The 24,119-nt window shown below is 68.9% G+C and carries 23 protein-coding genes; 17 read left to right on the top strand and 6 right to left on the bottom strand.

Annotated features, from left to right (window positions below; genetic code table 11):
* Positions 1 to 15 precede the first annotated feature (15 nt).
* The 3 genes from B7G54_RS27115 to B7G54_RS27105 are packed head-to-tail and all read left to right on the top strand — an operon-like array spanning position 16 to position 2,908.
* Positions 16 to 975 carry a complex I NDUFA9 subunit family protein gene (locus B7G54_RS27115; protein WP_085041872.1) on the top strand — a complete coding sequence of 320 codons (960 nt, stop codon included), beginning with the start codon at positions 16 to 18 and terminating at the stop codon, positions 973 to 975.
* Between the two features lie 47 nt (positions 976 to 1,022).
* Complete coding sequence (locus B7G54_RS27110; protein ID WP_085041871.1) at positions 1,023 to 1,670, top strand: glutathione S-transferase family protein; 648 nt, start codon at positions 1,023 to 1,025, stop codon at positions 1,668 to 1,670.
* Positions 1,667 to 2,908, top strand: coding sequence for a multifunctional CCA addition/repair protein (locus B7G54_RS27105; RefSeq protein WP_085041870.1), 1,242 nt, complete (start codon positions 1,667 to 1,669; stop codon positions 2,906 to 2,908). The genes B7G54_RS27110 and B7G54_RS27105 overlap by 4 nt, the downstream gene beginning before the upstream one ends.
* 36 nt (positions 2,909 to 2,944) lie before the next feature.
* Here the strand turns inward: B7G54_RS27105 and B7G54_RS27100 are convergent, their stop codons facing one another.
* Positions 2,945 to 3,748, bottom strand: a complete 804-nt coding sequence (locus tag B7G54_RS27100) for a helix-turn-helix domain-containing protein (protein WP_085041869.1) — start codon at positions 3,746 to 3,748, stop codon at positions 2,945 to 2,947.
* A 425-nt stretch (positions 3,749 to 4,173) separates the two neighbouring features.
* Here B7G54_RS27100 and B7G54_RS27095 point away from each other — a divergent pair, with 425 nt between their 5' ends.
* Positions 4,174 to 6,024 carry a M24 family metallopeptidase gene (locus B7G54_RS27095; RefSeq protein ID WP_085041868.1) on the top strand — a complete coding sequence of 617 codons (1,851 nt, stop codon included), beginning with the start codon at positions 4,174 to 4,176 and terminating at the stop codon, positions 6,022 to 6,024.
* A 19-nt stretch (positions 6,025 to 6,043) separates the two neighbouring features.
* Here B7G54_RS27095 and B7G54_RS27090 read toward each other — a convergent pair whose 3' ends face one another.
* From B7G54_RS27090 to flgA, 4 genes are all read right to left on the bottom strand, one after another.
* The gene (locus B7G54_RS27090) at positions 6,044 to 7,399 is read right to left on the bottom strand and encodes an SGNH/GDSL hydrolase family protein (RefSeq protein WP_085041867.1); all 1,356 of its coding nucleotides are present in this window, start codon (positions 7,397 to 7,399) and stop codon (positions 6,044 to 6,046) included.
* 168 nt (positions 7,400 to 7,567) lie between these two features.
* Positions 7,568 to 8,008, bottom strand: a complete 441-nt coding sequence (locus tag B7G54_RS27085; RefSeq protein ID WP_085041866.1) for a flagella synthesis protein FlgN — start codon at positions 8,006 to 8,008, stop codon at positions 7,568 to 7,570.
* Between the two features lie 70 nt (positions 8,009 to 8,078).
* Complete coding sequence (gene flgM / locus B7G54_RS27080; protein ID WP_085041865.1) at positions 8,079 to 8,411, bottom strand: flagellar biosynthesis anti-sigma factor FlgM; 333 nt, start codon at positions 8,409 to 8,411, stop codon at positions 8,079 to 8,081.
* A gap of 118 nt (positions 8,412 to 8,529) precedes the next feature.
* Positions 8,530 to 9,789 (bottom strand): flagellar basal body P-ring formation chaperone FlgA, encoded by a 1,260-nt coding sequence (gene flgA, locus B7G54_RS27075; protein ID WP_085041864.1) that lies wholly within the window; start codon positions 9,787 to 9,789, stop codon positions 8,530 to 8,532.
* A gap of 204 nt (positions 9,790 to 9,993) precedes the next feature.
* On the opposite strand from flgA, the gene B7G54_RS27070 reads away from it, so the two are divergent.
* From B7G54_RS27070 to B7G54_RS27010, 13 genes are all read left to right on the top strand, one after another.
* Positions 9,994 to 10,482, top strand: coding sequence for a flagellar basal body rod protein FlgB (locus B7G54_RS27070; protein ID WP_085041863.1), 489 nt, complete (start codon positions 9,994 to 9,996; stop codon positions 10,480 to 10,482).
* A 40-nt stretch (positions 10,483 to 10,522) separates the two neighbouring features.
* Complete coding sequence (flgC, locus tag B7G54_RS27065; RefSeq protein WP_021164156.1) at positions 10,523 to 10,948, top strand: flagellar basal body rod protein FlgC; 426 nt, start codon at positions 10,523 to 10,525, stop codon at positions 10,946 to 10,948.
* 46 nt (positions 10,949 to 10,994) lie between these two features.
* Positions 10,995 to 11,741 carry a flagellar hook assembly protein FlgD gene (locus tag B7G54_RS27060; protein ID WP_085041862.1) on the top strand — a complete coding sequence of 249 codons (747 nt, stop codon included), beginning with the start codon at positions 10,995 to 10,997 and terminating at the stop codon, positions 11,739 to 11,741.
* Positions 11,742 to 11,774: 33 nt separating this feature from the next.
* Positions 11,775 to 13,016 (top strand): flagellar hook protein FlgE, encoded by a 1,242-nt coding sequence (gene flgE, locus B7G54_RS27055; RefSeq protein WP_085041861.1) that lies wholly within the window; start codon positions 11,775 to 11,777, stop codon positions 13,014 to 13,016.
* Between the two features lie 19 nt (positions 13,017 to 13,035).
* On the top strand, positions 13,036 to 13,794 hold the full coding sequence (gene flgF, locus B7G54_RS27050) for a flagellar basal-body rod protein FlgF (RefSeq protein ID WP_085041860.1): 759 nt from the start codon (positions 13,036 to 13,038) through the stop codon (positions 13,792 to 13,794).
* A gap of 34 nt (positions 13,795 to 13,828) precedes the next feature.
* Positions 13,829 to 14,617 (top strand): flagellar basal-body rod protein FlgG, encoded by a 789-nt coding sequence (gene flgG / locus B7G54_RS27045; RefSeq protein ID WP_085041859.1) that lies wholly within the window; start codon positions 13,829 to 13,831, stop codon positions 14,615 to 14,617.
* A 20-nt stretch (positions 14,618 to 14,637) separates the two neighbouring features.
* On the top strand, positions 14,638 to 15,330 hold the full coding sequence (flgH, locus tag B7G54_RS27040) for a flagellar basal body L-ring protein FlgH (protein WP_085041858.1): 693 nt from the start codon (positions 14,638 to 14,640) through the stop codon (positions 15,328 to 15,330).
* A 5-nt stretch (positions 15,331 to 15,335) separates the two neighbouring features.
* Complete coding sequence (locus B7G54_RS27035) at positions 15,336 to 16,520, top strand: flagellar basal body P-ring protein FlgI (protein ID WP_085041959.1); 1,185 nt, start codon at positions 15,336 to 15,338, stop codon at positions 16,518 to 16,520.
* Positions 16,521 to 17,504: a flagellar assembly peptidoglycan hydrolase FlgJ gene (gene flgJ / locus B7G54_RS27030; protein ID WP_085041857.1), complete on the top strand. Its 984-nt coding sequence runs from the start codon at positions 16,521 to 16,523 to the stop codon at positions 17,502 to 17,504.
* A 219-nt stretch (positions 17,505 to 17,723) separates the two neighbouring features.
* Entirely contained in the window at positions 17,724 to 18,479 is a 756-nt protein-coding gene (locus B7G54_RS27025; RefSeq protein ID WP_085041856.1) for a flagellar brake protein, read from the top strand.
* A gap of 194 nt (positions 18,480 to 18,673) precedes the next feature.
* Positions 18,674 to 20,605, top strand: a complete 1,932-nt coding sequence (flgK, locus tag B7G54_RS27020; RefSeq protein WP_085041855.1) for a flagellar hook-associated protein FlgK — start codon at positions 18,674 to 18,676, stop codon at positions 20,603 to 20,605.
* A gap of 17 nt (positions 20,606 to 20,622) precedes the next feature.
* Positions 20,623 to 21,858 (top strand): flagellar hook-associated protein FlgL, encoded by a 1,236-nt coding sequence (gene flgL / locus B7G54_RS27015; protein WP_085041854.1) that lies wholly within the window; start codon positions 20,623 to 20,625, stop codon positions 21,856 to 21,858.
* A 262-nt stretch (positions 21,859 to 22,120) separates the two neighbouring features.
* Positions 22,121 to 23,428, top strand: coding sequence for a solute carrier family 23 protein (locus tag B7G54_RS27010; protein ID WP_085041853.1), 1,308 nt, complete (start codon positions 22,121 to 22,123; stop codon positions 23,426 to 23,428).
* A 42-nt stretch (positions 23,429 to 23,470) separates the two neighbouring features.
* On the opposite strand, the gene B7G54_RS27005 is transcribed toward B7G54_RS27010, so the two are convergent.
* A complete protein-coding gene (locus tag B7G54_RS27005; protein WP_085041852.1) occupies positions 23,471 to 24,058 on the bottom strand; it encodes a hypothetical protein in 588 nt (195 codons plus the stop codon).
* Positions 24,059 to 24,119: the final 61 nt, after the last annotated feature.

The raw sequence follows: 24,119 nt of genomic DNA, 5'->3' as shown, positions 1-24,119 counted from the left end.
TTGAGGCTTCGAACCATGGATCGCCAGACTGTCGCGCTGCTGGGCGGCACCGGCTTCATCGGCAGCCGGCTCGTCAATGCGCTGATCGACGCCGGCAAGCAGGTACGGATCGGCACGCGGCGGCGCGACCACGCGCGCCACCTGCAGATGCTGCCGGTCGAAATCGTCGAACTCGAAGCGCTCGACACGCGCACGCTCGCGCGCTTCGTCGCCGGTGCGCATGCGGCGATCAACCTCGTCGGCGTGCTGCACGGCGGCCGTGGCACGCCATACGGGCCCGGCTTCGAGCGTGCGCACGTCACGCTGCCGGCCGCGCTTGCCACCGCCTGCACCGAGGTGGGCGTGCAGCGCGTGCTGCACATGAGCGCGCTCGGCGCCGATTCGCACGGCGCGAGCATGTACCAGCGCTCGAAGGGCGACGGCGAGGCCGCGCTGCATGCGATCGCGGCAACCGATTCGCTCGCGCTGACGATCTTCCGCCCGTCGGTCGTGTTCGGCCCCGGCGATGCGTTCCTCAACACGTTCGCGAACCTGCAGCGCACGGTGCCCGTGCTGCCGCTGGCGATGCCCGACGCGCGCTTCCAGCCGGTGTTCGTCGGCGATGTCGTGCGCGCGTTCGTCAACACGCTCGATCTCGCGGCCGCAAACGGCAAGACCTACGAGCTCGGCGGCCCGACCGTCTACACGCTCGAGCAGCTGGTGCGCTATTGCGGCAAGCTGGTCGGCCGGCAGGCACGCATCGTGCGGCTGCCCGACGCGCTCGCGCGGCTGCAGGCGAGCGTGTTCGAATGCCTGCCCGGCGAGCCCGTGCTCACGCGCGACAATCTCGCGACGATGTCGGTGCCGAACGTGCTGTCGGGGCCGCTCGCGCCCGAGCTCGGGATCTCGCCCGCGAGTCTCGAAAGCATCGCGCCCGCGTATCTCGGCCATGCCGCGCAGCGCTCCCGGTTCGACTGGTTCCGCTCGCGCCGCTAGGCCGGCAGCGTCTTCCTTTTCACCTTCGCGTTTTCCGGAACACCGCCATGAAACTCGTCATTGGAGACAAGAACTACTCGTCGTGGTCGATGCGCCCGTGGCTGCTGCTCGCGCATTTCGGCATCCCGTTCGACGAGATCGCGATCGAGCTGCGCCGCGACGACACGGCCGCACGCATCCTCGAGTATTCGCCGTCCGGCAAGGTGCCGTGCCTGGTGGACGACCACGGCGTCGCGATCTGGGATTCGCTCGCGATCGCCGAGACGCTCGCCGAGCGCTACCCGCAGTTTCCGATGTGGCCGGCCGATCCGCTCGAGCGCGCACATGCACGCTGCGTCGCGGCCGAGATGCATTCGGGCTTCGCGGCGCTGCGCACGCAGATGGGCATGAACGTGCGTGCGTCGATGCCGGGGCGCGGCGCGACGCCCGAGGCGCTCGCCGATGTCGCACGCATCGATGCGCTGTGGAGCGCGTGTCTCGAGGCGTCGGGCGGGCCGTTCCTGTTCGGCGAATTCGGGATCGCCGATGCGATGTACGCGCCCGTCGTGATGCGCTTCAACACGTATGCGCCGGGCCTGTCGCCTGACGCGGACGGCTATGCGGCCCGTGTGACCGCGCTGCCGGCCGTCCAGCGGTGGATCGACGCCGCGCGCCGCGAAACGAACGTGATCGCCGAATACGAGCCCCGTCCATGAACATCTACGCAGTAGGCGGCGCCATCCGCGACGAATTGCTCGGCGTGCCCGTGCAGGACCGCGACTACGTGGTCGTCGGCGCGACGCCCGAGCAGATGGCCGCGCAGGGTTTCCGGCCGGTCGGCAAGGATTTCCCGGTCTTCCTGCATCCGCGGACCCAGGAGGAGTACGCGCTCGCGCGCACCGAGCGCAAGACGGCGGCCGGCTATCATGGCTTCCAGTTCCATTACGCGCCGGACGTGACGCTCGACGAGGATCTCGCGCGGCGCGACCTGACGATCAACGCGATGGCGCGCGAGGTGAGCCCGGAGGGCGAACTGGTCGGGCCGGTGATCGATCCGTTCGACGGGCAGGCCGACCTGCGTGCGCGCGTGTTCCGGCATGTGAGCGATGCGTTCGTCGAGGATCCGGTGCGGATCCTGCGCATCGCGCGCTTCGCCGCGCGGTTCGCGGATTTCACGGTCGCGGACGAAACGCTCGCGCTGATGCGGCGGATGGTCGACGCGGGCGAGGTCGACGCGCTCGTGCCCGAACGCGTGTGGCAGGAAATCGCGCGGGGGCTGATGGAAGTGAAGCCGTCGCGGATGTTCGCGGTGCTGCGCGAGTGCGGCGCGCTCGCGCGCATCCTGCCCGAAGTCGATGCGCTATGGGGCGTGCCGCAGCGCGCCGACTACCACCCGGAGGTCGACACGGGCGTGCACGTGATGATGGTGGTCGACTATGCGGCGAAGCAGGGCTATTCGCTGCCGGTGCGCTTCGCGGCGCTCACGCACGATCTCGGCAAGGCGACGACGCCGGCCGACGTGCTGCCGCGCCACGTCGGCCATGAGGGGCGCAGCGTCGACCTGCTCAAGCCGTTGTGCGAGCGGCTGCGCGTGCCGAACGAATGCCGCGATCTCGCGCTCGTGGTCGCGCGCGAGCACGGCAACCTGCACCGCGTGATGGAGATGGGGGCGGCCGCGCTGGTGCGGCTGTTCGAGCGCAGCGACGCGCTGCGCAAGCCGGCGCGTTTCGCCGAAATGCTGCAGGCGTGCGAATCGGATGCGCGCGGGCGGCTCGGGCTCGAAGCGCAGCCGTATCCGCAGGCCGAGCGGCTGCGCGTCGCGCTCGCGGCCGCGCGCAGCGTCGATGCCGGCGCAATCGCGCGCGGCATCGGCAACGACACGGAGAAGATCAGGGAAGCCGTGCATCGCGCACGGATCGAGGCCGTCGCGCAGGCGCTCGAGATCGGCGAATAGGGGCGCGAAGGGCGCGCGTCGCGCGCCTGCCAGCCGTTACGGCTTCTTCTTGCGCGCCGGCGTGGCCGCCGCCGGGCGTTTGCCGGCGGATGCGCGCGGCTTGGCCGCAACCTTCCTTGCTTTTTCTGCCGCGCCGGCAGGACGTACCGCGTCGGTGTCGCGATCGCGATCCGCCCGTTTGGGCGCCGGCCCGCGGCGGCCCGCGCGCGGCTCAGCCGCGCTCGCGCGCACGGCGGGCGCCGGTTTCCCGATGTCCATCGTCGCGGACACGAACCCGGTGCCACGATCGTCGAACAGCGGCAGCGTGCCGACTGCGATCACCTCGGCCGGCCCGTCGCCCACGTTGGCGACCCGATGCCGCTTGCTCGCGTCGAAGTGCAGCGAGTCGCCGGGAGACAGCGGGTAATTCTTCTTGCCGACCGTGTAGCAGATCCGGCCGGCCAGCACGTACACGAATTCATCGCCGCCGTGCGCCACCCATTCGGAGCGGTAGCCCGCCATCATCTGCACCTTGAGCGCGTTGATCTGGCTGCCGTCGAACGTGGTGGAGAGGCGCTCGTACCACTGCGACCTGGCGTCGAGCGCGTACGGCTTGCGGCGGCCTTCGTGCGAATCGGGCTGCGTCTGGCGCGGCTGGTCGATCAGCGCGCCGAGCGGCACGTTGAGCGCCTTCGCGACGTTGACGAGCGACGACAGCGAGATGCCCGTGAGATGGCGCTCGACCTGGGACAGGAACCCGACCGACAGTTTCGCTTCGGTCGCGACTTCCAGCAGCGTCTTCTTCGCTTCCCGGCGCAGGCGGCGGATGCGCTGGCCGATGCGCATGATGTCTGAATCCATGAATCTCTTTCGTGGCAACGAGTCGGGAGGCAAGCGGACGAGCGGTGCAGTCGCCGGACGGTGATTTCCGCGCATTGCACGAAGCACGGCCGTCGGGACGGCGATGCCGGCGCATTGTACCGCGCGGTGTCGCCGGACGAATTCACGTTGTGCCGGAATGCGCAAGCGCCGCGCCGATTTTAGCCCTACGAAAATCTTAGCTTGACCTCAATTTCGACGTGCTCTAGATTCTGTCGCGCGCATCAAAAAAAGTTAAGTGGGACGAAAATTTTTAAAGGCCTGCTGCCGGAGCGGCACTGCAGCCCGGCACTGCGCCGGGCCGGGCGCCCGCCGTGCAGCGGCGCCGTGCCGCGTCAGGCCTGCCTCGGGCCTGCCCCCCGCCGCGTCACCGCCGGCCGCCGACAACAATGCATAACGGGCTTCCGATGATCGATCGACTGAAATACAGCTTCTCCGGCCTTCCCCCGTACGACGCGTCCGTCGTCGACACGCAGGCGGGCCTGTCGCGCCTGCTCGATGCCGCGCGGCTCGACGCGGTGCTGGTCACGTCGCAGGACGAATACGTGACCGAGTACCTGCCGCTCGGCAACAACCCGCGCTACGCGCTGTCGGGCTTCGACGGCTCGGCCGGCTGCGGGATCTTCCTGAGCGCGGCGACCGCGCAGGCGCTCGACCTGCCGCCGTTCGTGCTGTTCGTCGACGGCCGTTATCACCTGCAGGCCGAGCAGCAGTGCGATCCGGCGCGCGTGCGCATCGAGAAGCTCGGGATGAACGTGACGATCTGGCAGGCGATGGCCGACTGGCTGGTCGCGCACGGCAGCCGCCTCGCACGGGTCGGCTACGACGCGCTGCGGATCAGCGTCGCGCAGCGCGATCGTCTGTTCGAACAGACCCAGGCCGCGTCGCTCGACTGGACGAGTTTCGCCGAGCGCGAGATCGATCGCGCGATCGCGTTGCCGGGCTGGGTCGTCGAGCGGCCGATCTTCGAGCTGCCGGAATCGATGACCGGCCTGAGCGTCGCGCAGAACCTCGACACGCTGAACCGCAAGCTCGCCGCACATACCGGCGCGCCGGACGGCAGGACCGCATTCTTCACCTGCGCGTCGGACGACCTCGCGTACCTGCTGAACAGCCGCGGCTATCACATCCCGAATGCGTCGTCGCACCTCGGCTTCCTGTTCGCGGTCGGCGAGCAGGTGGCGTTGTTCCTGCCGGAAGGCTGCGACCGCTGCGAGGTCATGCTCGAGTCGTATCCGGCGCTGCAGGTGATCCGGCGCGATGTCGCGGCGCTCGAGCGCTTTCTCGCGACGTTCGCGGTCGAGCACGTGTGCTACGGCTTCGAATCGGTGAACTGCGCGCTCGTCGACGCGGTGAAGCGGGTGTGGCCGCAGGCGCGGCATGCCGACTTCAACCCGGTCGAGGCGATGCGGGCCGGCAAGACGCCGGCAGTGCTCGAGCGGTTCCGCGACGCGTTCACGCGCAGTTCCGCGGCGATCGCCGAGACGATGCGCTGGGCGAAGGCCGGCGAGCCGGGTGTGCGCCACACCGAATACGACCTGGCGCGGGCGATCAACGACGCTTACGGCGCGCGCTCGGCGGTTGCGCTGACGTTTCCGTCGATCGCGGCAAACGGCGCGAACAGCGCGTTCGCGCATTACACGGCGGCGAGCGCCGATGTCGAGCTGACGGAGGGCGAACTCGTGCTGCTCGACAGCGGCGCCTATTACGAAGCGGGCTTCGCGACGGACTGCACGCGCGTGGTGCTGCGCCGGACCGACCCGGATACGGTCGCGCAGCCGTGGCAGCGCGAGATCTACACGGTCGCGCTGAAGGCCTGCATCAAGGGGCTCGTCACGCGTTTCCCGAGCACCGCAAAGGGCGGCGACGTCGATGCGGTCGTGCGGCAGGTGTGCCGCGACCACGGCCACGATTTCGGCCACGGCACCGGGCACGGCGTCGGGATTCACGTGCACGAGGGCGGCGTGCGGTTCGCGCCGGGCGCGCAGTACGGGCTCGTGCCGAATGCGGTGATTTCGGTCGAGCCGGGCATCTACGTGCCGGGCAAGGGCGGCGTGCGGATCGAGAACATCGTGATCATCCACCAGGACGACGCGCAGCCGGATACCGTCAGGTTCGAGAACATCGTGACGGTCGGCTACGACTGGGACCTGATCGATCTCGACCTGCTGGACGACGACGAGCGCGCGTACCTGCGCGACTACGAGCGGCTGTGCGTGGAGCGCGGCACGCAGGTCACCGCGTGCCCGCTGCTGTAAGCACCGCCGCCCGCGCCGGTCAGTTCAGCAGGCGCGCGCGCACGAACGGCGCGATCCGCTCGGCGAGCCACGCATGCGTGCGCGTCGTCGGGTGCAGCGTGTCCCAGAACACGAAGCGCGCCGGGTCGCGGCAGTCCGCGCGCGGCGTCTGCGCGCTCAGGTAGGTGAGCGACGACGGCTTCGGGATGTCGAGGCACGCACGCTTCGCGTCGTCGAAGCCGTATTGGGCCGGATGGCTCAGCAGGTCGTCGAACAGGGCGTACGCATCGAATACCTCGAGCCGCAGCGTCGCGCCGTAGCGGGCGCGCAGCGCGGCGGCCGCGTCGGCGAGGCGCTGGTTGTAGTCCTTGACCTGCGCGGCGACGCTCGCGGTGTCGGTGCGGGTCGCGAACACCGGCGCGCGCGACACGTCCGTCAGCGTGACGAGCATGATCCGCGTCGCGCCGGCCGCGGCGAGCCGCTCGAGGCTGTCGCGCACCGCATTCGCCGCCTGCTCGGGCGAGCGCCCGTAGTTCACGAGATCGTTGCCGCCTGCGAACACCGCGAACAGCGTGTTGGCCGGCCGGTAATCCGGCGCGCGATCCATGTATTCGCGCCACGAGTCGATCTGCTGCACGAGGCCCGGCACGACGAGGTATTGGTCGGTCGCCGCACCGCCGATCGCCCAGTTGTAGAACGGCAGCCGCAGCGCGTTCGCGAGATATTCGGCCCATACCGGGCCGTTGCTGAAGCGCCCCGCCTGCCAGCTCGTGCCGTTCGGCAGCTTCCACTGGCTGGCGTTGAACATGTTCTGCGTGTCGGACAGGCTGTCGCCGAACACGATCAGCTTGTTGACGCGCGCGTCCTGCTGCGCGGCGTCGATGGTCCACACCGTGTAGTTGAACGACAGCGCGTTGTTGGCCGCGACCGCCTGCACGAGGTCGGACTTGATGCCTTTCGCGGCCAGCGTCTTGCGGCACACGTCGGCGAGCGTGTCCTGCGTCGTCGTGCTGTAGAACGTGTTCTTCCACTGCGTGACGCCGTCCGCCCACCAGTAGCCGGACACGCGATACCAGTCGCCGCCGGCGGGGTCGCGCGCCCATTCGTAGGTCGCGGCCGGCTTCAGCGGATCCGCGTCGATCCGGTACCAGCAGCGCAGGTACGTGTAGGTGTCGGATCCGCGGCGCGAGGCGCGCAGTGTCGCGCCAGGCGGGCTCGATGCGGCCGGCGGCGCGACGTCGGGGCCGGACGGCGACAGCGTCATGTCGCCCGTCGGCGTGGGCAACGGCGCGGGGCCGGCGGCCTGTGCGGCGGTGAGCGTCAATGCGGCACCCAGCGCCGCGACGGCGGAAACGGCGGCGGTGCGGGATGAAAACGGAATGCGGAAATATGGCATGCGGCCCTCTTCTGATTGTTGTGACGGGACGGCGGCGCGGCTGCGCGGCCGTGTATCGGAAGGGACCGTGGGTGCCGGGTTCGGGCCCGGTCTGTCGAAACCTGAGATGCCGCGAACGGCGGCGAGAGGCGGAAAGTACGGTGGCGGCGGCGCCTGTCAGTCAGTGCTTCAGCGCGTGAGTGCCGACACGCGCCCGTCGGGGCCGTAGACGCCGGCCGGCGCGGGCGCCGAGCGCAGCACCGCGAGCGCGCGCTCGTTGTAGTCCATCCGGATCCGGATCAGCATCCCGTTGTTCGCGTTGGCCTGGCGTGCGCGTTCGGCGGCCTGTTGCAGCAGTTGCCAGCGGCCGGCGAGGCGCGCATCGCGCTCGGCGGCCTGGTCCATGCCTTTCTTGCCGGACGGAAAGCCAAGTGCGGAAAGCTGCGTGTCGCGCGTGCGTTCGAGCTGCGCGAGCCGGTCGATCAGCGCGCTTTTCTTTTCGACGATCCCGGGCAGCATCTCGAGCGGCTCGGCCGTCGTCAGCGCCTTTTCTTCGTAGGCGAGCAGCGACGCGAACGCCTCGACCGTCGCGTGTTCGTCGTTGACCGTGGCCAGCAGCTCTTCTCTCATCGCGTCATGCTCGTCGCGCCGGCGCGGGTAGGCGCGCCGGCAAACCGGGGGACCGGCCGCGAGGCCGGCTTCAGCTGCCCTGCGGACGCTGCTGCTGCAGCAGCTCGCGGGCGGTATTCAATACGCCGTCGGCGATCTTGTTCGCATCGATCGTCAGCGTGCCGTTGTTCAGCGCGTCCTTGATCGACTGGACCAGGCCCGTGTCGATATCGCCGTTGCCGGACGCGGATACCGAACGCAACTGCCCGGACAGGCCCGACAGGTTCACGGTCGTGTCGCCGCCGGTCGACCCTGCGTCGGCCGCCTGCGCGGACGAAGACGAGGCCGTGCCGGATGGCGCACGGGTCGCGCCGTTGCCGGTCGGCGCCAGGGGGCTCGGGTTCGGAGTGGAATCGATCTTCACGATGGGTTTCCTGTTCGGTTTGACCCAGATAACGGCCGGGTCGGCCCGAACTTTAGCATCGCGAGCCCGAAATGCTCCGAATAAACAATTCTTTACATTCTTGCCGCGCTATCCGTCCCTATAGCGGAATTTCCACGGTGCCGGCGTCCTTGACGATCGCCGTGACGATCTGGCCGGCCGCCATCCGCACCCGCACCGACTGGCCGGGCGCCGCATTCGCGAGCGCGCTGCCCTCGGCCGAAATCGTGAAACCGGGCCCGGCCGCGACGACCCGCACCGTCTGGCCGGCCGACACCGACGCCGCGCTCTTCAGCATGTCCTGCCGCAGCGGCAGCCCGGCCGAGATGCGCGCGAGCGCGGTCGCACCGATTGCCTGCGCCGGATCGGTGATCACCGCGAGCGGCAGCACCGTCAGGTCGCCGTCGCGGGCGACCAGGTCGGCCGCGGAGAGCGGCTCGCCGGGCGCGATCTGGCGCGCGGCGACGTAATAGGTGGCCTGCACGGTGACTTTCGCCTGCAGGTAGACGGTCCACGGCCGCTCGCCCGCGCAGCGCACGCCGACCGTCGTGCGGCCCCACAGGCGTGCGCCGGTCGGCAGGAACGGTTCGAGCGTCGTGCACGCGGCGAGCCCGCGCGGAAATGCGGTCGTGACCGTCGCGGTGGTCTTGCCGGGCAGGCCCGCGATCTGCTGCTGCAGGAACGCGAGGGCCGCGCGGCGGATCGACTCGGGATCCTGCTGGCCGGGCGGCGTTGCGGGCTGGGCCGCGCTGGCGGCATTGGCCGCCGGGGCCTGGCTGGCGGAAGACGGTGCAATGCGCGGTGCCGGCGCGGCCGACGCGGCGCGGGCGGCCGCCATGCGTGCGGCGATGGCCGGTTGCGGGGCCGGCCGTGCGGGATTCGCCGCGGGCTCGGCCGTGCCGGCGACGACCGTCGCGATCGCGTTCGGATCGGCGGCGCGCGGCGCGCCATAACCGGCGCCGGCGTTCGCTCGGGCGGCTGCATAGACGGGGCGGGGCGCCGGGGCCGGCGCGGGAGCCGGCGGCGGGACGGTCGTCACGACCATCGTGCCGGCCGGTTGCGATGCGTAGCCGGTGCCGGGCGCACCGGCGGCGGCGCTCGTGCTGCCCGCCGCGCGGCCCGCGTCCGGCGCCGGGCCCGAACCCGGCGCCATCGCCGCATTCCCGCCGAACGGCCCGCCGCTTGCCGCATTGGCGTGCGCGAGCGCCGTTTCGGCGGTCTCGCCGCGCCCCGGAATCACGATCATCGCGTCGTCCGCGTGCGCGGCCGGGGCGGCGATCCACAGCGCCGCGGCGAGCGCAAACGCACGCCGGACGTGCGTGCGCTGCCCGTTCCTGCCGCGAAGTGCGCTGCCAGTCATCGCCGTATCCCCGATCCGTTGCTCCGCTTCGCATTCTAGGGAGCGGGGCCGTCGCGCAAACGATGAATAGAGGGGGCCTTTGCCGCGTTATTCGCCCGATTGCCGGTTGCGTCCGGCGCCTACCATCGCTGTCATGGAAAAAAGCCTCTCGGGTCGCCATCCGGCGCGAGAGGCGTGCAGCGCTTCATACGGAGAGACGCACACATGCTGGACAAACTCGATGCGGAATTCGCGTTCGGCCGACAGGCGCTCGACGTGCGCGCCTACCGGCAGGAACTGCTGTCGTCGAACATCGCGAACTCCGACACGCCGGGCTACCAGGCTCGCGACGTCGATTTCGCGTCGACGCTCGCGCGCTCGCTGAAGCAGGCGGGCGGCGGCCTGGCGCCGAGCAACGCCGCGCAACTGCCGATGACGCAGCCGGCCGGCGTGACGAGCGGCATGTCGATGGTGTCGACCGCGGCGGGCCACATGGCCGGTACCGCGAAGCTGATCCCGACGGGCGGCCCGTCGGACGACTACGGCCGTGCGCAATACCGGATGCCGCTGCAGCCGTCGCTCGACGGCAACACGGTCGATCTCGACGTCGAGCGCGTGCAGTTCGCGAACAACGCGCTGCACTACCAGACCGGGATGACCGTGATGACCCAGCAGATCAAGGCGATGATCGCCGCGATCTCGACGAACCAGTGACGGCGCGCACCGCCTCCGAATCCGAGCAAAAGGAGCTTCCATGCCTTCGTTGATGAACATCTTCGGCGTCGCCGGCTCGGCGCTGTCCGCGCAGTCGCAGCGCCTGAACGTCACCGCGTCGAACCTCGCGAACGCCGACAGCGCGACCGGCCCCGACGGCAAGCCGTACAAGGCCAAGCAGGTCGTGTTCGCGACCGACCCGATCGGCGGCGCGCGCACCGCGTCCGGCCAGGGCGTGGGCGGCGTGCGCGTGACCAAGGTGATGGACGACCCGTCGCCGATGAAGTCGACCTACGACCCGTCGAACCCGGCCGCCGACGCGAACGGCTACGTGCAGATGCCGAACGTCGATCCGGTGCAGGAGATGGTGAACATGATCTCGGCGTCGCGCTCGTACCAGGCCAACGTCGAGACGCTGAACACCGCGAAGACGCTGATGCTCAAGACGCTGACGATCGGCTCGTAAGCCGCGCGCCGACCGACCTTACAGACCCGACAGAAGGCCACCCAGCATGACTTCCTCCAACACGACGATCGGCGGCAACGGCACCAGCGTGTCGAAGCTGCCGACCGACACGATGAACACCAACAACGTGTCGTCGACTAACGGCACGTCGGCGAGCGACCTGCAGGCGACGTTCCTGAAGCTGCTCGTCACGCAGCTGCAGAACCAGGATCCGACCAGCCCGGTCGACAGCTCGCAGATGACGTCGCAGCTCGCGCAGATCAACACGGTGAGCGGCATCGCGCAGCTGAACACGTCGCTCACGTCGCTGTCGACGCAGCTCACGGCCGGCCAGCAGACGCAGGCCGCGCTGCTGATCGGCACGAACGTGCTCGCGCCGGGCAACGCGGTCGCGGTGAAGAGCGGCGCGGCGTCGCCGTTCGGCGTGTCGCTGTCGAGCGCGGTGTCGAACCTGACGATTACCGTGAAGAACGCGGCGGGCACCGTGGTGAACACGATCAACGCGGGCGCGCAGTCGGCCGGCACCGTGCCGTTCAACTGGACGCCGACCGACGCGGCGGGCAACGCACTGCCGGACGGCAAGTACACGGTCAGCGCGTCGTACACCGACAGCAACGGCACGCCGCAGCCGGCCACGACGCTCGCGGCGTCGACGGTGCAGAGCGTGATCAAGCAGGCGGACGGCACGGCGGGGCTCGTGCTGTCGAACGGCACGACGGTGGGGCTGACCCAGGTTGCGTCGATTTTCCCGAACGCCACGTCGTCCTCGTCCGGCGGCACCACCTCCAACTGATACTGATCGAGCAATCTCGAAACGGAGACCGAAATGGGTTATCAACAGGGTCTGAGCGGCCTCTCGGGTGCATCGAACGCGCTCGACGTGATCGGCAACAACATCGCGAACGCGAACACGGTCGGCTTCAAGTCGAGCACCGCGCAGTTCGCCGACATGTATGCGAACTCGGTCGCGACGTCGACCAACACGCAGATCGGCATCGGCACGGCGCTGAACGCGGTGGAGCAGAATTTCGGCCAGGGCACGATCAACACGACGAACTCGTCGCTCGACGTCGCGATCAACGGCAACGGCTTCTTCCAGATGTCGAACAACGGCGTGACGACGTACTCGCGCGACGGCACGTTCCAGCGCGACAAGAACGGCTACATCGTCGACTCGCAAGGCCGCAACCTGATGGGCTACGCAGCGAACACGGGCGGCGTGATCAACACCGCGCAGACCGTGCCGCTGCAGGCGCCGACGACCAACATCGCGCCGACCGCGACGACCAAGATCTCGGCCCAGTTCAACCTGAACTCGCAGGACACGGTGCCGGCCAAGACGCCGTTCAGCGCGACCGACAACACGACCTACAACTACTCGACGTCGATCCAGGTGTACGACTCGCTCGGCGGCTCGCAGGCGGTCAACATGTACTTCGTGAAGTCGGCGGCCGGCACGTGGGAAGCGTACGCAGGCGTGCAGGGCGGCACCACGACCGATCTCGGCACGGTCAACTTCAATTCGTCGGGCGCGATCCAGAGCACGACGACGGGCACGCCGCCCACGCCGACCACGTCGGTCGGCCAGTTCCAGTTCACCGTGCCGAACACCGACGGCTCGGCGACGCCGCAGAGCCTCACGCTCGACCTGACCGGCACGACGCAGTACGGCGGCAAGGACGGCGTGAACAACCTCGCGCAGGACGGCTACGCGAGCGGCACGCTGACGACCTACACGATCGGCGCCGACGGCAAGCTGACCGGCAACTACTCGAACGGCCAGACCGCCGTGCTCGGCCAGATCGCGCTCGCGAACTTCAACAACCCGAACGGGCTGGTGAACCTCGGCGGCAACCAGTATGCGGAAAGCGCCGCATCGGGCGTGCCGCAGGTGTCGGCGCCGGGCAGCACGAACCACGGCACGCTGCAGGGCAGCGCGCTCGAGAACTCGAACGTCGACCTCACGTCGCAGCTCGTCAACCTGATCACCGCGCAGCGCAACTACCAGGCGAACGCGCAGACGATCAAGACGCAGCAGACCGTCGACCAGACGCTCATCAACCTGTAAGCGCGGATAACGAGCAGCCATGGACCGACTGATCTACACGGCGATGACGGGTGCGTCGCAGTCGCTCGACCAGCAGGCGATCGTCGCGAACAACCTCGCGAACGCGTCGACGACGGGCTTTCGCGCGCAGCTCGCGACGTATCGCGCGGTGCCGATGAATTTCGGCGACGGCAGCACGATCGACCCGACGACGACGCGCACCTACGTGCTCGCGTCGACGCCCGGCGCCGACTACGCGCCGGGTCCGATCACGCGCACCGGCAACCCGCTCGACGTCGCGGTGCAGGGCGCCGGCTGGCTGTCGGTACAGGCGGCCGACGGCAGCGAGGCGTACACGCGCGCCGGCAACCTGCACGTCGACGAGAACGGCCAGCTCGTCAACGCGAGCAACCTGCCGGTGGTCGGCAACGGCGGCCCGATCTCGGTGCCGCCGAACGCGGAAGTGACGATCGGCAAGGACGGCACGATTTCCGCGCTGATGCCGGGCGACCCGCCGACGGCGGTTGCGATCGTCGACCAGATGAAGCTCGTCAATCCCGATCCGGCCACGCTCACGCGCGGCAACGACGGGTTGTTCCGCACCGCCGACGGCAATCCGGCCGATGCCGACCCGAACGTGGTCGTCGCGCCGAATTCGCTCGAAGGCAGCAACGTCAACCCGGTGACCGCGATGGTCGCGATGATCGACAACGCGCGCGCGTTCCAGCTTCAGTCGAAGCTGATCCAGACGGCCGACCAGAACGAGCAGACGGCGAACCAGCTGCTCAATTTCAGCTGAGCGCCCGCGCCAGCCCACGCAGGAGACCTGACAAGTGAACCGTTCGCTCTACATCGCCGCCACCGGCATGAATGCGCAGCAAGCGCAGATGGACGTGATTTCGAACAACCTCGCGAACACCAGCACGAACGGCTTCAAGGCGTCGCGCGCGGTGTTCGAGGATCTGCTGTACCAGACCATCCGCCAGCCCGGCGCGAACTCGACGCAGCAGACCGAGCTGCCGTCGGGCCTGCAGCTCGGCACCGGCGTGCAGCAGGTCGCGACCGAGCGCCTGTACACGCAGGGCGGCCTCACGCAGACCGGCAACTCGAAGGACGTCGCGATCAACGGCGCGGGCTTCTTCCAGGTGCTGATGCCGGACGGCACGAACGCGTACACGCGCGACGGCTCGTTCCAGACCAACGCGCAGGGCCAGCTCGTCACGTCGAGCGGCTACCAGATCCTGCCGGCGATCACGATCCCGCAGAACGCGACGTCGCTGACGATCGGCAAGGACGGTGTCGTGACGATCACGCAGGCGGGCTCGACCAATGCGGTGCAGATCGGCTCGCTGCAGGTCGCCACCTTCATCAACCCGGCCGGCCTCGAGGCGCGCGGCGAGAACCTGTTCTCCGAGACCACGTCGTCGGGCGCGCCGAACGTGTCGCAGCCGGGCCTGAACGGCGCGGGCACGCTCAGCCAGAACTATGTCGAGGCGTCGAACGTGAACGTCGTGCAGGAGCTCGTCAACATGATCCAGACGCAGCGTGCCTACGAGATCAACAGCAAGGCCGTGACGACGTCCGACCAGATGCTGCAGACCGTCACGCAGATGAAGAGCTAACCGGAACACCCGTCGTCGCCATGAAGCAGGTTCGCCTCCTCCCGTCAGCCACCGTCCGCGCCGCATGCGCGGTCGCGGTGGCGGCGCTCGCCGCCGGCTGCGCGCAGATTCCGCGCGATCCGATCATCCAGCAGCCGATGACGGCGCAGCCGCCGATGCCGATGTCGATGCAGGCGCCCGGCTCGATCTACAACCCCGGCTACGCGGGGCGGCCGCTGTTCGAGGATCAGCGGCCGCGCAACGTCGGCGACATCCTGACGATCATGATCGCGGAGAACATCAACGCGACCAAGTCGTCGGGCGCGAACACCAACCGGCAGGGCAACACCGACTTCAACGTGCCGACGGCCGGCTTCCTCGGCGGGCTGTTCGCGAAGGCGAACCTGTCGGCCACCGGCGCCAACAAGTTCGCGGCGACCGGCGGCGCGAGCGCGGCGAACACGTTCAACGGCACGATCACGGTGACCGTCACCGGCGTGCTGCCGAACGGCAACCTCGTGGTCAGCGGCGAGAAGCAGATGCTGATCAACCAGGGCAACGAATTCGTGCGCTTCTCGGGCGTCGTCAACCCGAACACGATCTCGGGCGCGAACTCCGTCTACTCGACGCAGGTTGCCGACGCGAAGATCGAATACTCGTCGAAGGGCTACATCAACGAAGCCGAGACGATGGGCTGGCTGCAGCGCTTCTTCCTCAACATCGCGCCGTGGTGATGACGATGCAGAAGACCCTGTTCAACCGCCTGTCGGCCCGCGCGCATGCCGCCGCACGGCTCGCCGTCGCGTTCGCGGCCGTAGCCGCGGCCTGCGTGTTCGGCGCGGCGCCCGCGCACGCGGAACGCCTGAAGGATCTCGCGCAGATCCAGGGCGTGCGCGACAACCCGCTGATCGGCTATGGCCTCGTCGTCGGCCTCGACGGCACGGGCGACCAGACGATGCAGACGCCGTTCACGACGCAGACGCTCGCGAACATGCTCGCGAACCTCGGCATCTCGATCAACAACGGTTCGGCCAACGGCGGCGCGTCGCAGCTGAGCAACATGCAGCTGAAGAACGTCGCGGCCGTGATGGTGACCGCCACGCTGCCGCCGTTCGCGCGGCCGGGCGAGGCGCTCGACGTCACCGTGTCGTCGCTCGGCAATGCGAAGAGCCTGCGCGGCGGCACGCTGCTGCTGACGCCGCTGAAAGGCGCGGACGGCCAGGTCTATGCGCTCGCGCAGGGCAACATGGCGGTCGGCGGTGCCGGCGCCAGCGCGAACGGCAGCCGCGTGCAGGTGAACCAGCTCGCGGCCGGCCGGATCGTCGGCGGCGCGATCGTCGAGCGTTCGGTGCCGAACGCGATCGCGCAGATGAACGGCGTGCTGCAGCTGCAGCTGAACGACATGGACTACGGCACCGCGCAGCGGATCGTGTCCGCGGTCAATTCGAGTTTCGGCCCGGGCACCGCGACGGCACTCGACGGCCGTACGATCCAGCTCGCCGCGCCGGCCGATTCGGCGCAGCAGGTCGCGTTCATGGCGCGGCTGCAGAACCTCGACGTCAGCCCGGACAAGGCCGCGGCGAAGGTGATCCTGAACGCGCGCACCGGCTCGATCGTGATGAACCAGATGGTCACGCTGCAGAGCTGCGCGGTCGCGCACGGCAACCTGTCGGTCGTCGTCAACACGCAGCCGGTCGTGTCGCAGCCGGGGCCGTTCTCGAACGGGCAGACGGTGGTCGCGCAGCAGTCGCAGATCCAGCTCAAGCAGGACAACGGTGCACTGAAGATGGTGACGGCCGGCGCGAATCTCGCCGACGTCGTGAAGGCGCTGAACACGCTCGGCGCGACGCCCGCGGACCTGATGTCGATCCTGCAGGCGATGAAGGCCGCCGGCGCGCTGCGCGCCGACCTGGAGATCATCTAAATGGCAGCCACTCTCCCGAACGCGAACGACCTCACGCAGCGCTTTGCGCTCGACGTGCAGGGTTTCGACGCGCTGCGCGCGCAGGCGAAGCAGTCGCCGCAGGCCGGCGCGAAGGCGGTCGCCGGCCAGTTCGACGCGATGTTCACGCAAATGATGCTCAAGAGCATGCGCGACGCGTCGCCGGACGGCGGGCTGCTCGATTCGCACACGTCGAAGATGTACACGTCGATGCTCGACCAGCAGCTCGCGCAGCAGATGTCGACGCGCGGGATCGGCGTCGCCGACGCGCTGATGAAGCAGCTGCTGCGCAACGCGGGGCAGGGCGCGGGCAGCGACACGGCGGCCGACGTCGGCGCGGGCGGGATGGGCGCGGGCGGCCTCGGCACGTCCGGTAACGAAGGCGGCCTCGCCGCGATGAACGCGATGGCGAAGGCCTATGCGAACGCGGCGAACAACGGCGGGCTCGCCGGCACGCGCGGCTACTCGGCCGGCAGCGCGCTGACGCCGCCGCTGAAGGGCGCGAGCGGCGTGCAGGACGCCGACGCGTTCGTCGACCGGCTCGCGGCCCCCGCGCAGGCGGCCAGCGCGTCGACCGGCATCCCGGCACGCTTCATCGTCGGCCAGGCCGCGCTCGAATCGGGCTGGGGCAAGCGCGAGATCCGCGCGACCGACGGCTCGACGAGCTACAACGTGTTCGGCATCAAGGCGACCAAGGGCTGGACCGGCCGCACGGTGTCGGCGCTGACGACGGAATACGTGAACGGCACGCCGCGCCGCGTGGTCGCGAAATTCCGCGCGTACGATTCGTACGAGCACGCGATGACCGATTACGCGAACCTGCTGAAGAACAATCCGCGCTACTCGGGCGTGCTGAGCGCGAGCCGCAGCGTCGAAGGCTTCGCGCACGGGATGCAGAAGGCCGGCTACGCGACCGACCCGAACTACGCGAAGAAGCTGATCTCGATCATGCAGCAGATCGGCTGACGGGCCCGTCGGCTACCGCTGTTGCTCCCCTCTGGACCGCGCCCGGCAGCCCGCCGCGCGCGGTTTCAACGTTTGCGCGAAAAAAATCCCCAATTCGATCTAAACTTTCGGTCAGCACTGCCGCTAAGTGTGAGAGACCTGCGACCGGGCCCCCGTTCTGGCCCGGTTTTATTGCGCACCGGTTGCCCGGGCGCCCATGACAAGAAAGACCGGCTAGCCATGAATATCGAAACGTCGACGGACCCCAGCCTGGATGCAGGCCACTCCGGGCCCGACTATGCCCGCCGCAATCCGCTGGAAATCGGCGTGCAGCTGCGCAACCTCGTCAACCGGGGCGATTTCCTGACCGTCCAGTATCCGGGCGGCCAGCTCGTCACGCGCCTGCTCGAGGTGGATGTCGGCGCGCGGACGTTTACGTTCGACTGGGGTGCGCTGTCCGAGCAGAACGCCGGCATCCTGGGCGCGTCGCGCTGCACGTTCGCGGCCGCGCCGGAGGGCGTGCGCGTCGAATTCTCCACGGGCACGCCGCGCGAGACGCGCTACGAAGGGCTGCCTGCGTTCGTCGCCGATTTCCCCGACGTGCTGATGTGCATCCAGCGCCGCGAATATTTCCGCGTCGACGCGCCGATCGTCGATCCGTTCCTGTGCCGCGGCAAGCTGCCGGACGGCGAGAGCTTCCTGTTCGAGGTGCACAACCTGTCGCTCGGCGGCGTGGGGCTGCGCACGGCCGACGAACGCGTCGAGGCGCTCGAAGTCGGCACGCTGCTGCCCGACGTCGAGCTCGAGCTGACCGGCCACGGCAAGCTGTCGCTCGACCTGCAGCTCGTGTCGCAGCGTTCGACGCAGATGCCGAACGGGTCGCGGCGCTACCAGCTCGGCTTCCGCTACATGTCGCTGCCGGGCAGCGCGGAGAACACGCTGCAGCGGCTGATCACGCAGCTCGAAATGAAGCGCCGCTCGCTCGCGCGGGCCTGACGCGCAAGCGGCGGCCGGCCCCGCCCGGGCCGCCTGCACAGCGTGTGCGGCACCGCTGGCCGCACGCTTTGACCGGCGACGCGCGAGTGCGCGTCGCGCGTGCATTTTTTCCTCAATTTTTTCGATCCGCGGCCGTTATACCGGGAGTCACGCAACCCGGCGGCCGCAGCGCGGCCGGCTCATCAGGATCGCGCATGTCCAACACACTCATGAACCTCGGCGTCAGCGGCCTGAATGCCGCACTCTGGGGCCTCACGACGACCGGCCAGAACATCAGCAACGCGGCGACGCCGGGTTATTCGGTCGAACGCCCCGTCTATGCCGAGGCGAGCGGCCAGTACACGAGCAGCGGCTACATGCCGCAGGGCGTGAACACCGTCACCGTGCAGCGGCAGTACAGCCAGTACCTGAGCGACCAGCTGAACGGCGCGCAGACGCAGGGCGGTGCGCTGTCGACGTGGTACTCGCTCGTCACGCAGCTGAACAACTACATCGGCAGCCCGACGTCCGGCATCTCGACCGCGATCACGAACTACTTCACCGGGATGCAGAACGTCGCGAACAGCGCGTCCGACTCGTCGGTGCGGCAGACCGCGATGAGCAATGCGCAGACGCTCGCGAACCAGATCACGGCGGCCGGCCAGCAGTACGACGCGCTGCGCCAGAGCGTGAACACGCAGCTGACGAACACCGTCACGCAGATCAACGCGTACACCGCGCAGATCGCGCAACTGAACCAGCAGATCGCGGCCGCGAGCAGCCAGGGCCAGCCGCCGAACCAGCTGATGGACCAGCGCGATCTCGCGGTGTCGAACCTGTCGAACCTCGCGGGCGTGCAGGTCGCGCGCAACAGCGACGGCTACAGCGTGTTTCTCGCGGGCGGCACGCCGCTCGTCGTCGCGGACAAGAGCTACCAGCTCGCAACCGTCACGTCGCCGTCCGATCCGAGCGAGCTGACCGTCGTGTCGCAGGGCATCGCCGGCGCGAACCCGCAGGGGCCGAACCAGTACCTGTCCGACGCGTCGCTGTCGGGCGGCACGCTCGGCGGCCTGCTCGCGTTCCGCAGCCAGACGCTCGACCCGGCCCAAGCGCAACTCGGCGCGATCGCGACCAGCTTCGCCGCGCAGGTCAACGCGCAGAACGCGCTCGGCATCGACCTGTCGGGCAATGTCGGCGGCAACCTGTTCACGACCGGCACGCCGATCACGTACGCGAACCAGGGCAATACGGGCAACGCGGCGCTGTCCGTGTCGTTCGCGAACGCGTCGCAGCCGACCGCGAGCGACTACACGCTGTCGTACGACGGCACGAAGTACACGCTGACCGACCGCGCGAGCGGCACGGTGGTCGGCCAGTCGAACTCGATGCCGGCGTCGATCGGCGGGCTGAACTTCTCGTTCTCGTCCGGCTCGATGAGCGCCGGCGACAAGTTCACCGTGCAGCCGACGCGCGGCGCGCTGAACGGCTTCGGCCTCGCGACGTCGAACGGCTCCGCGATCGCGGCGGCGTCGCCGTACGTGCCGTCGGCGACCAAGACGAACACGGGCACCGGCACGATCGGCGGGCTGACGGTCACCAGCACGACGGCCGCGGCCAACCCGCACAACTACACGATCACGATGGGCGGCACGACCGCCAGCCCGACCTACACGGTCACCGACAACACGGCCGTGCCTCCGACGACCACCGCCGCGCAGCCGTACCAGGCCGGTTCTCCGATCACGCTGACGGCCGGGGTCACGGTCACGGTGTCGGGCGCGCCCACGGCCGGCGATACGTTCACGGTCGCGCCGAACACGGGCGGCACGAACGACGGCAGCAACGCGCTCGCGCTGTCGAAGCTCGTCAACTCGAAATCGTTCGGCAACGGCTCGACCACGCTGACGGGCGCGTACGCGAACTACGTGAACGGCATCGGCAACACGACGAGCCAGCTGAAGTCGTCGAGCGCCGCGCAGACCGCGCTGGTCGGCCAGATCACGCAAGCGCAGCAGTCGGTGTCGGGCGTGAACCAGAACGAGGAAGCGGCCAACCTGATGCAGTACCAGCAGCTTTACCAGGCGAACGCGAAGGTGATCCAGACCGCGTCGACGCTGTTCCAGACCGTGCTCGGCCTGTTCAACTGATTTCGGGGATCGAAGCGATGCGGATTTCCACCACCCAGTTCTACCAGATGAACGTCGCTCAGATGAGCGACCAGCAGGCGCAGCTGTCGCAGCTGTACCAGCAGATCTCGAGCGGCGTGAGCCTGTCGACGCCGGGCGACAACCCGCTCGGCGCCGCGCAGGCGGTGCAGCTGTCGATGACGTCGGCGACGCTGTCGCAGTATTCGTCGAACCAGAACGCCGCGCTGTCGTCGCTGCAGAAGGAAGACCAGACGCTCATCAGCGTCAACAACCTGCTGAACAACATCCATACGGTCGTGATCCAGGCCGGCGACGGCTCGATGTCCGACAGCGACCGCGCGGCGCTGTCGACGCAGCTGCAGGGCTATCGCGACCAGTTGCTGACGCTCGCGAACTCGACGGACGGCTCGGGCAACTACCTGTTCTCGGGCTTCCAGTCGACCACGGCGCCGTTCTCGAACGCGCCGGGCGGCGGCGTGACCTACAGCGGCGACTCGGGCACGCGGCAGGTGCAGATCGCCGATACGCGCGCGATCTCGCAAGGCGACAACGGCGCGAGCGTGTTCATGTCGGTACCGATGCTCGGCAGCCAGCCGGTGCCGCTCGCGGGTGCGAGCAACACGGGCACGGGCACGATCGGCGCGGTATCGATCACGAGCCCGTCGGCCGCGACCAATACGCACCAGTTCACGATCGCGTTCGGCGGCACGGCCGCCGCGCCGACCTATACGGTCACCGACAACTCCGTCGTGCCGCCGACCACGACCGCTGCGCAGCCGTATTCGGCCGGCGCCGGGATCGCGCTCGGCAATGGCCTGTCGGTGCCCGTGTCGGGCAACCCGGCGCCCGGCGATTCGTTCACGGTCACGCCTGCGCCGAAGGCCGGCACCGACGTGTTCGCGGCGCTCGACACGATGATCGCCGCGCTGAAGGTGCCGATCAGCAGCAACACGACTGCCGCGGCCGCGCTCGCGAACGCGATGACCACCGGCACGACGAAGCTGAACAACATGATGACGAACGTCCTCACCGTGCAGGCGTCGGTCGGCGGCCGCGAGCAGGAAATCAAGGCGATGCAGACGGTGAACCAGACCAACACGCTGCAGGTCAGCAGCAACCTGGCCGACCTGACGAGCACCAACATGGTGTCGACGATCAGCCAGTTCCTGCAGATGCAGAACGCGCTGACGGGCTCGCAGAAGGCTTACGCCCAGTTGCAGAACCTGTCGCTGTTCCAGTACATCAATCCCTGAGGCACGCTGCGCCAGCCGCGATGTGAGCACACGCTTGCGTCGCGGCCGGCGCCAACGGCCGCCCGCGTATTGCCGCGCGCAGACGGCCGCCTTACCGGGCAGCGCGATCGTGCCCCGGTTCCCCCCGCCGCAAGCCGCGCTTCGCGCTCGCCGGCCCGCGTGTCAGTCCGCTTGCCAGCCCCATTTCCGCTCCGTAAACTCGCGCCAGATTCCAGACCGGCGCATCCTCCGCAGCCGGCGACCGACAGGAGCCCTTTTCCCCATGTCCGATTCCTACTTCCCGCGCTGGCGGGTGCAATCGACCGGCGCGGCATCGCGCGTGGTCGGCCCCGACGAGCGCCTGGCGTGGCCGCAGATGGTCGCGATGGGCGTGCAGCACGTCGTCGCGATGTTCGGCTCGACCGTGCTCGCGCCGCTGCTGATGGGCTTCGACCCGAACCTGTGCATCTTCATGTCGGGCATCGGCACGCTGCTGTTCTTCGTGCTGGTCGGCGGCCGCGTGCCGAGCTACCTCGGCTCGAGCTTCGCGTTCATCGGCCTCGTGATCGCGGTGACCGGCTACGGCGGCAGCGGCCCGAACCCGAACATCCCGGTCGCGCTCGGCGGGATCGTCGCGTGCGGCGTCGTGTACGTCGCGCTCGGTGCGCTCGTGCAGGCGATCGGCACGCGCTGGATCGAGACACTGATGCCGCCCGTCGTGACCGGCGCGGTGGTCGCGGTGATCGGGCTGAACCTGGCGCCGATCGCGGTCAAGGGCGTGTCCGCGTCGACCTTCGAATCGGTGATGGCGCTCGTCACGGTGCTGTGCGTCGGCGGCGTCGCGGTGTTCTCGCGCGGCATGGTGCAGCGCCTGCTGATCCTCGTCGGGCTGGTGATCGCCTACGCGATCTACGCGGTCGCGACCAACGGGATGGGGCTCGGCAAGCCGATCGATTTCTCGATCGTCGGGCATGCGGCCTGGTTCGGCGTGCCGAGCTTCCGCGCGCCGGTGTTCGATCCGCACGCGATGCTGATGCTCGCGCCGATCGCGGTGATCCTGGTTGCCGAGAACCTCGGCCACATCAAGGCCGTCAGCGCGATGACGGGCACCAGCCTCGATCGCTACGTCGGTCGTGCGTTCATCGGCGACGGGCTCGCCACGATCGTGTCGGGCAGCGTCGGCGGCACGGGCGTGACGACCTACGCGGAGAACATCGGCGTGATGGCCGTCACGCGGATCTACTCGACGCTCGTGTTCGCGGTCGCCGCGCTGATCGCGATCGTGCTCGGCTTCTCGCCGAAGTTCGGTGCGGTGATCCAGACGATTCCGGGCCCCGTGCTCGGCGGCGTGTCGATCGTCGTGTTCGGGCTGATCGCGGTGACGGGCGCGCGGATCTGGGTCGTCAACAAGGTCGACTTCTCCGACAACCGCAACCTGATCGTCGCGGCCGTCACGCTCGTGCTCGGCGCCGGCGACTTCTCGCTGAAGATCGGCGGCTTCGGCCTCGGCGGGATCGGCACCGCGACGTTCGGCGCGATCATCCTGTATGCGATCCTGCGCAAGGAAAAGGAACCGGGCCCGGTGGTCTGAGCCGCGGCGGGATCGGGGCCGCCGGCGCCGGCGTGCCGGGCGTCACGGGTTCGGATGGACCGAAAACGTGAGCGGCCAGGCCACGGATCCGTCCTTCGCTTTCGGCGCGAACACGAACCGGTAGGTCAGCGTAAACGTCGTGTTCAGCGCCGTATAGGGCACGGCGATCGTACCGCCCGTCCCCGGCAGCACGACCTTGCCGCCCAAGCCGCTGATCTCGATCGAACTGAACTGCGACTGGTTGGCGGCGGCAACCTGCACGAGCACCGTGTACCCGGCCCGGTCGTTGGTCTGGATCGCGAGCGTCGTCCCGGACGGGTTGCTGGCGTTCGGCACGGCCAGGTAGCCGGTGCTCGTGTCCTTGTTCGCGATCACGAGCTTCGCCGGATTGGTCGCGTTCAGCCGCGCATACGCCTGGACCGTCGTGCCGACCTGCACCGACCGGCTGGCCTGCTTCGCATCGGTATGGCCGGGCGCGGCGCCGAGCAGCGCGATCGATAGCGCTGCCGTCGCGGCAAGCAGCGTGCGTGTGCGGCCGTCGGCCCGTCGAGGCGCAACCGGCCGCGCGCGGGTCCATGCGCGCCGGGCGCACCGCGATGCGGCGGCGCTCGCTGTCTCGGTTCGATTCATGTCTGCCCCCGTTGTCCGAGTCCGTGATGGCGATCGATGGCGGCATGCGCAACGCATGCGC

Origin of the sequence: Burkholderia puraquae, assembly GCF_002099195.1 — a bacterium.
Taxonomy (GTDB): Bacteria; Pseudomonadota; Gammaproteobacteria; order Burkholderiales; family Burkholderiaceae; genus Burkholderia; species Burkholderia puraquae.
The sequence above is the reverse complement of the archived record's forward strand: the minus strand, read 5'-3'. Positions and strand labels throughout refer to the sequence as shown.

Excerpts from the sequence above, each read along its gene's own strand:
- B7G54_RS27115 (WP_085041872.1), top strand. The coding sequence starts at position 16 with ATGGATCGCCAGACTGTCGCGCTGCTGGGCGGCACCGGCTTCATCGGC.
- B7G54_RS27110 (WP_085041871.1), top strand. The coding sequence starts at position 1,023 with ATGAAACTCGTCATTGGAGACAAGAACTACTCGTCGTGGTCGATGCGC.
- B7G54_RS27105 (WP_085041870.1), top strand. The coding sequence starts at position 1,667 with ATGAACATCTACGCAGTAGGCGGCGCCATCCGCGACGAATTGCTCGGC.
- B7G54_RS27100 (WP_085041869.1), bottom strand. The coding sequence starts at position 3,748 with ATGGATTCAGACATCATGCGCATCGGCCAGCGCATCCGCCGCCTGCGC.
- B7G54_RS27095 (WP_085041868.1), top strand. The coding sequence starts at position 4,174 with ATGATCGATCGACTGAAATACAGCTTCTCCGGCCTTCCCCCGTACGAC.
- B7G54_RS27090 (WP_085041867.1), bottom strand. The coding sequence starts at position 7,399 with ATGCCATATTTCCGCATTCCGTTTTCATCCCGCACCGCCGCCGTTTCC.
- B7G54_RS27085 (WP_085041866.1), bottom strand. The coding sequence starts at position 8,008 with ATGAGAGAAGAGCTGCTGGCCACGGTCAACGACGAACACGCGACGGTC.
- flgA (WP_085041864.1), bottom strand. The coding sequence starts at position 9,789 with ATGACTGGCAGCGCACTTCGCGGCAGGAACGGGCAGCGCACGCACGTC.
- B7G54_RS27070 (WP_085041863.1), top strand. The coding sequence starts at position 9,994 with ATGCTGGACAAACTCGATGCGGAATTCGCGTTCGGCCGACAGGCGCTC.
- flgC (WP_021164156.1), top strand. The coding sequence starts at position 10,523 with ATGCCTTCGTTGATGAACATCTTCGGCGTCGCCGGCTCGGCGCTGTCC.
- B7G54_RS27060 (WP_085041862.1), top strand. The coding sequence starts at position 10,995 with ATGACTTCCTCCAACACGACGATCGGCGGCAACGGCACCAGCGTGTCG.
- flgE (WP_085041861.1), top strand. The coding sequence starts at position 11,775 with ATGGGTTATCAACAGGGTCTGAGCGGCCTCTCGGGTGCATCGAACGCG.
- flgF (WP_085041860.1), top strand. The coding sequence starts at position 13,036 with ATGGACCGACTGATCTACACGGCGATGACGGGTGCGTCGCAGTCGCTC.
- flgH (WP_085041858.1), top strand. The coding sequence starts at position 14,638 with ATGAAGCAGGTTCGCCTCCTCCCGTCAGCCACCGTCCGCGCCGCATGC.
- B7G54_RS27035 (WP_085041959.1), top strand. The coding sequence starts at position 15,336 with ATGCAGAAGACCCTGTTCAACCGCCTGTCGGCCCGCGCGCATGCCGCC.
- flgJ (WP_085041857.1), top strand. The coding sequence starts at position 16,521 with ATGGCAGCCACTCTCCCGAACGCGAACGACCTCACGCAGCGCTTTGCG.
- B7G54_RS27025 (WP_085041856.1), top strand. The coding sequence starts at position 17,724 with ATGAATATCGAAACGTCGACGGACCCCAGCCTGGATGCAGGCCACTCC.
- flgK (WP_085041855.1), top strand. The coding sequence starts at position 18,674 with ATGTCCAACACACTCATGAACCTCGGCGTCAGCGGCCTGAATGCCGCA.
- flgL (WP_085041854.1), top strand. The coding sequence starts at position 20,623 with ATGCGGATTTCCACCACCCAGTTCTACCAGATGAACGTCGCTCAGATG.
- B7G54_RS27010 (WP_085041853.1), top strand. The coding sequence starts at position 22,121 with ATGTCCGATTCCTACTTCCCGCGCTGGCGGGTGCAATCGACCGGCGCG.
- B7G54_RS27005 (WP_085041852.1), bottom strand. The coding sequence starts at position 24,058 with ATGAATCGAACCGAGACAGCGAGCGCCGCCGCATCGCGGTGCGCCCGG.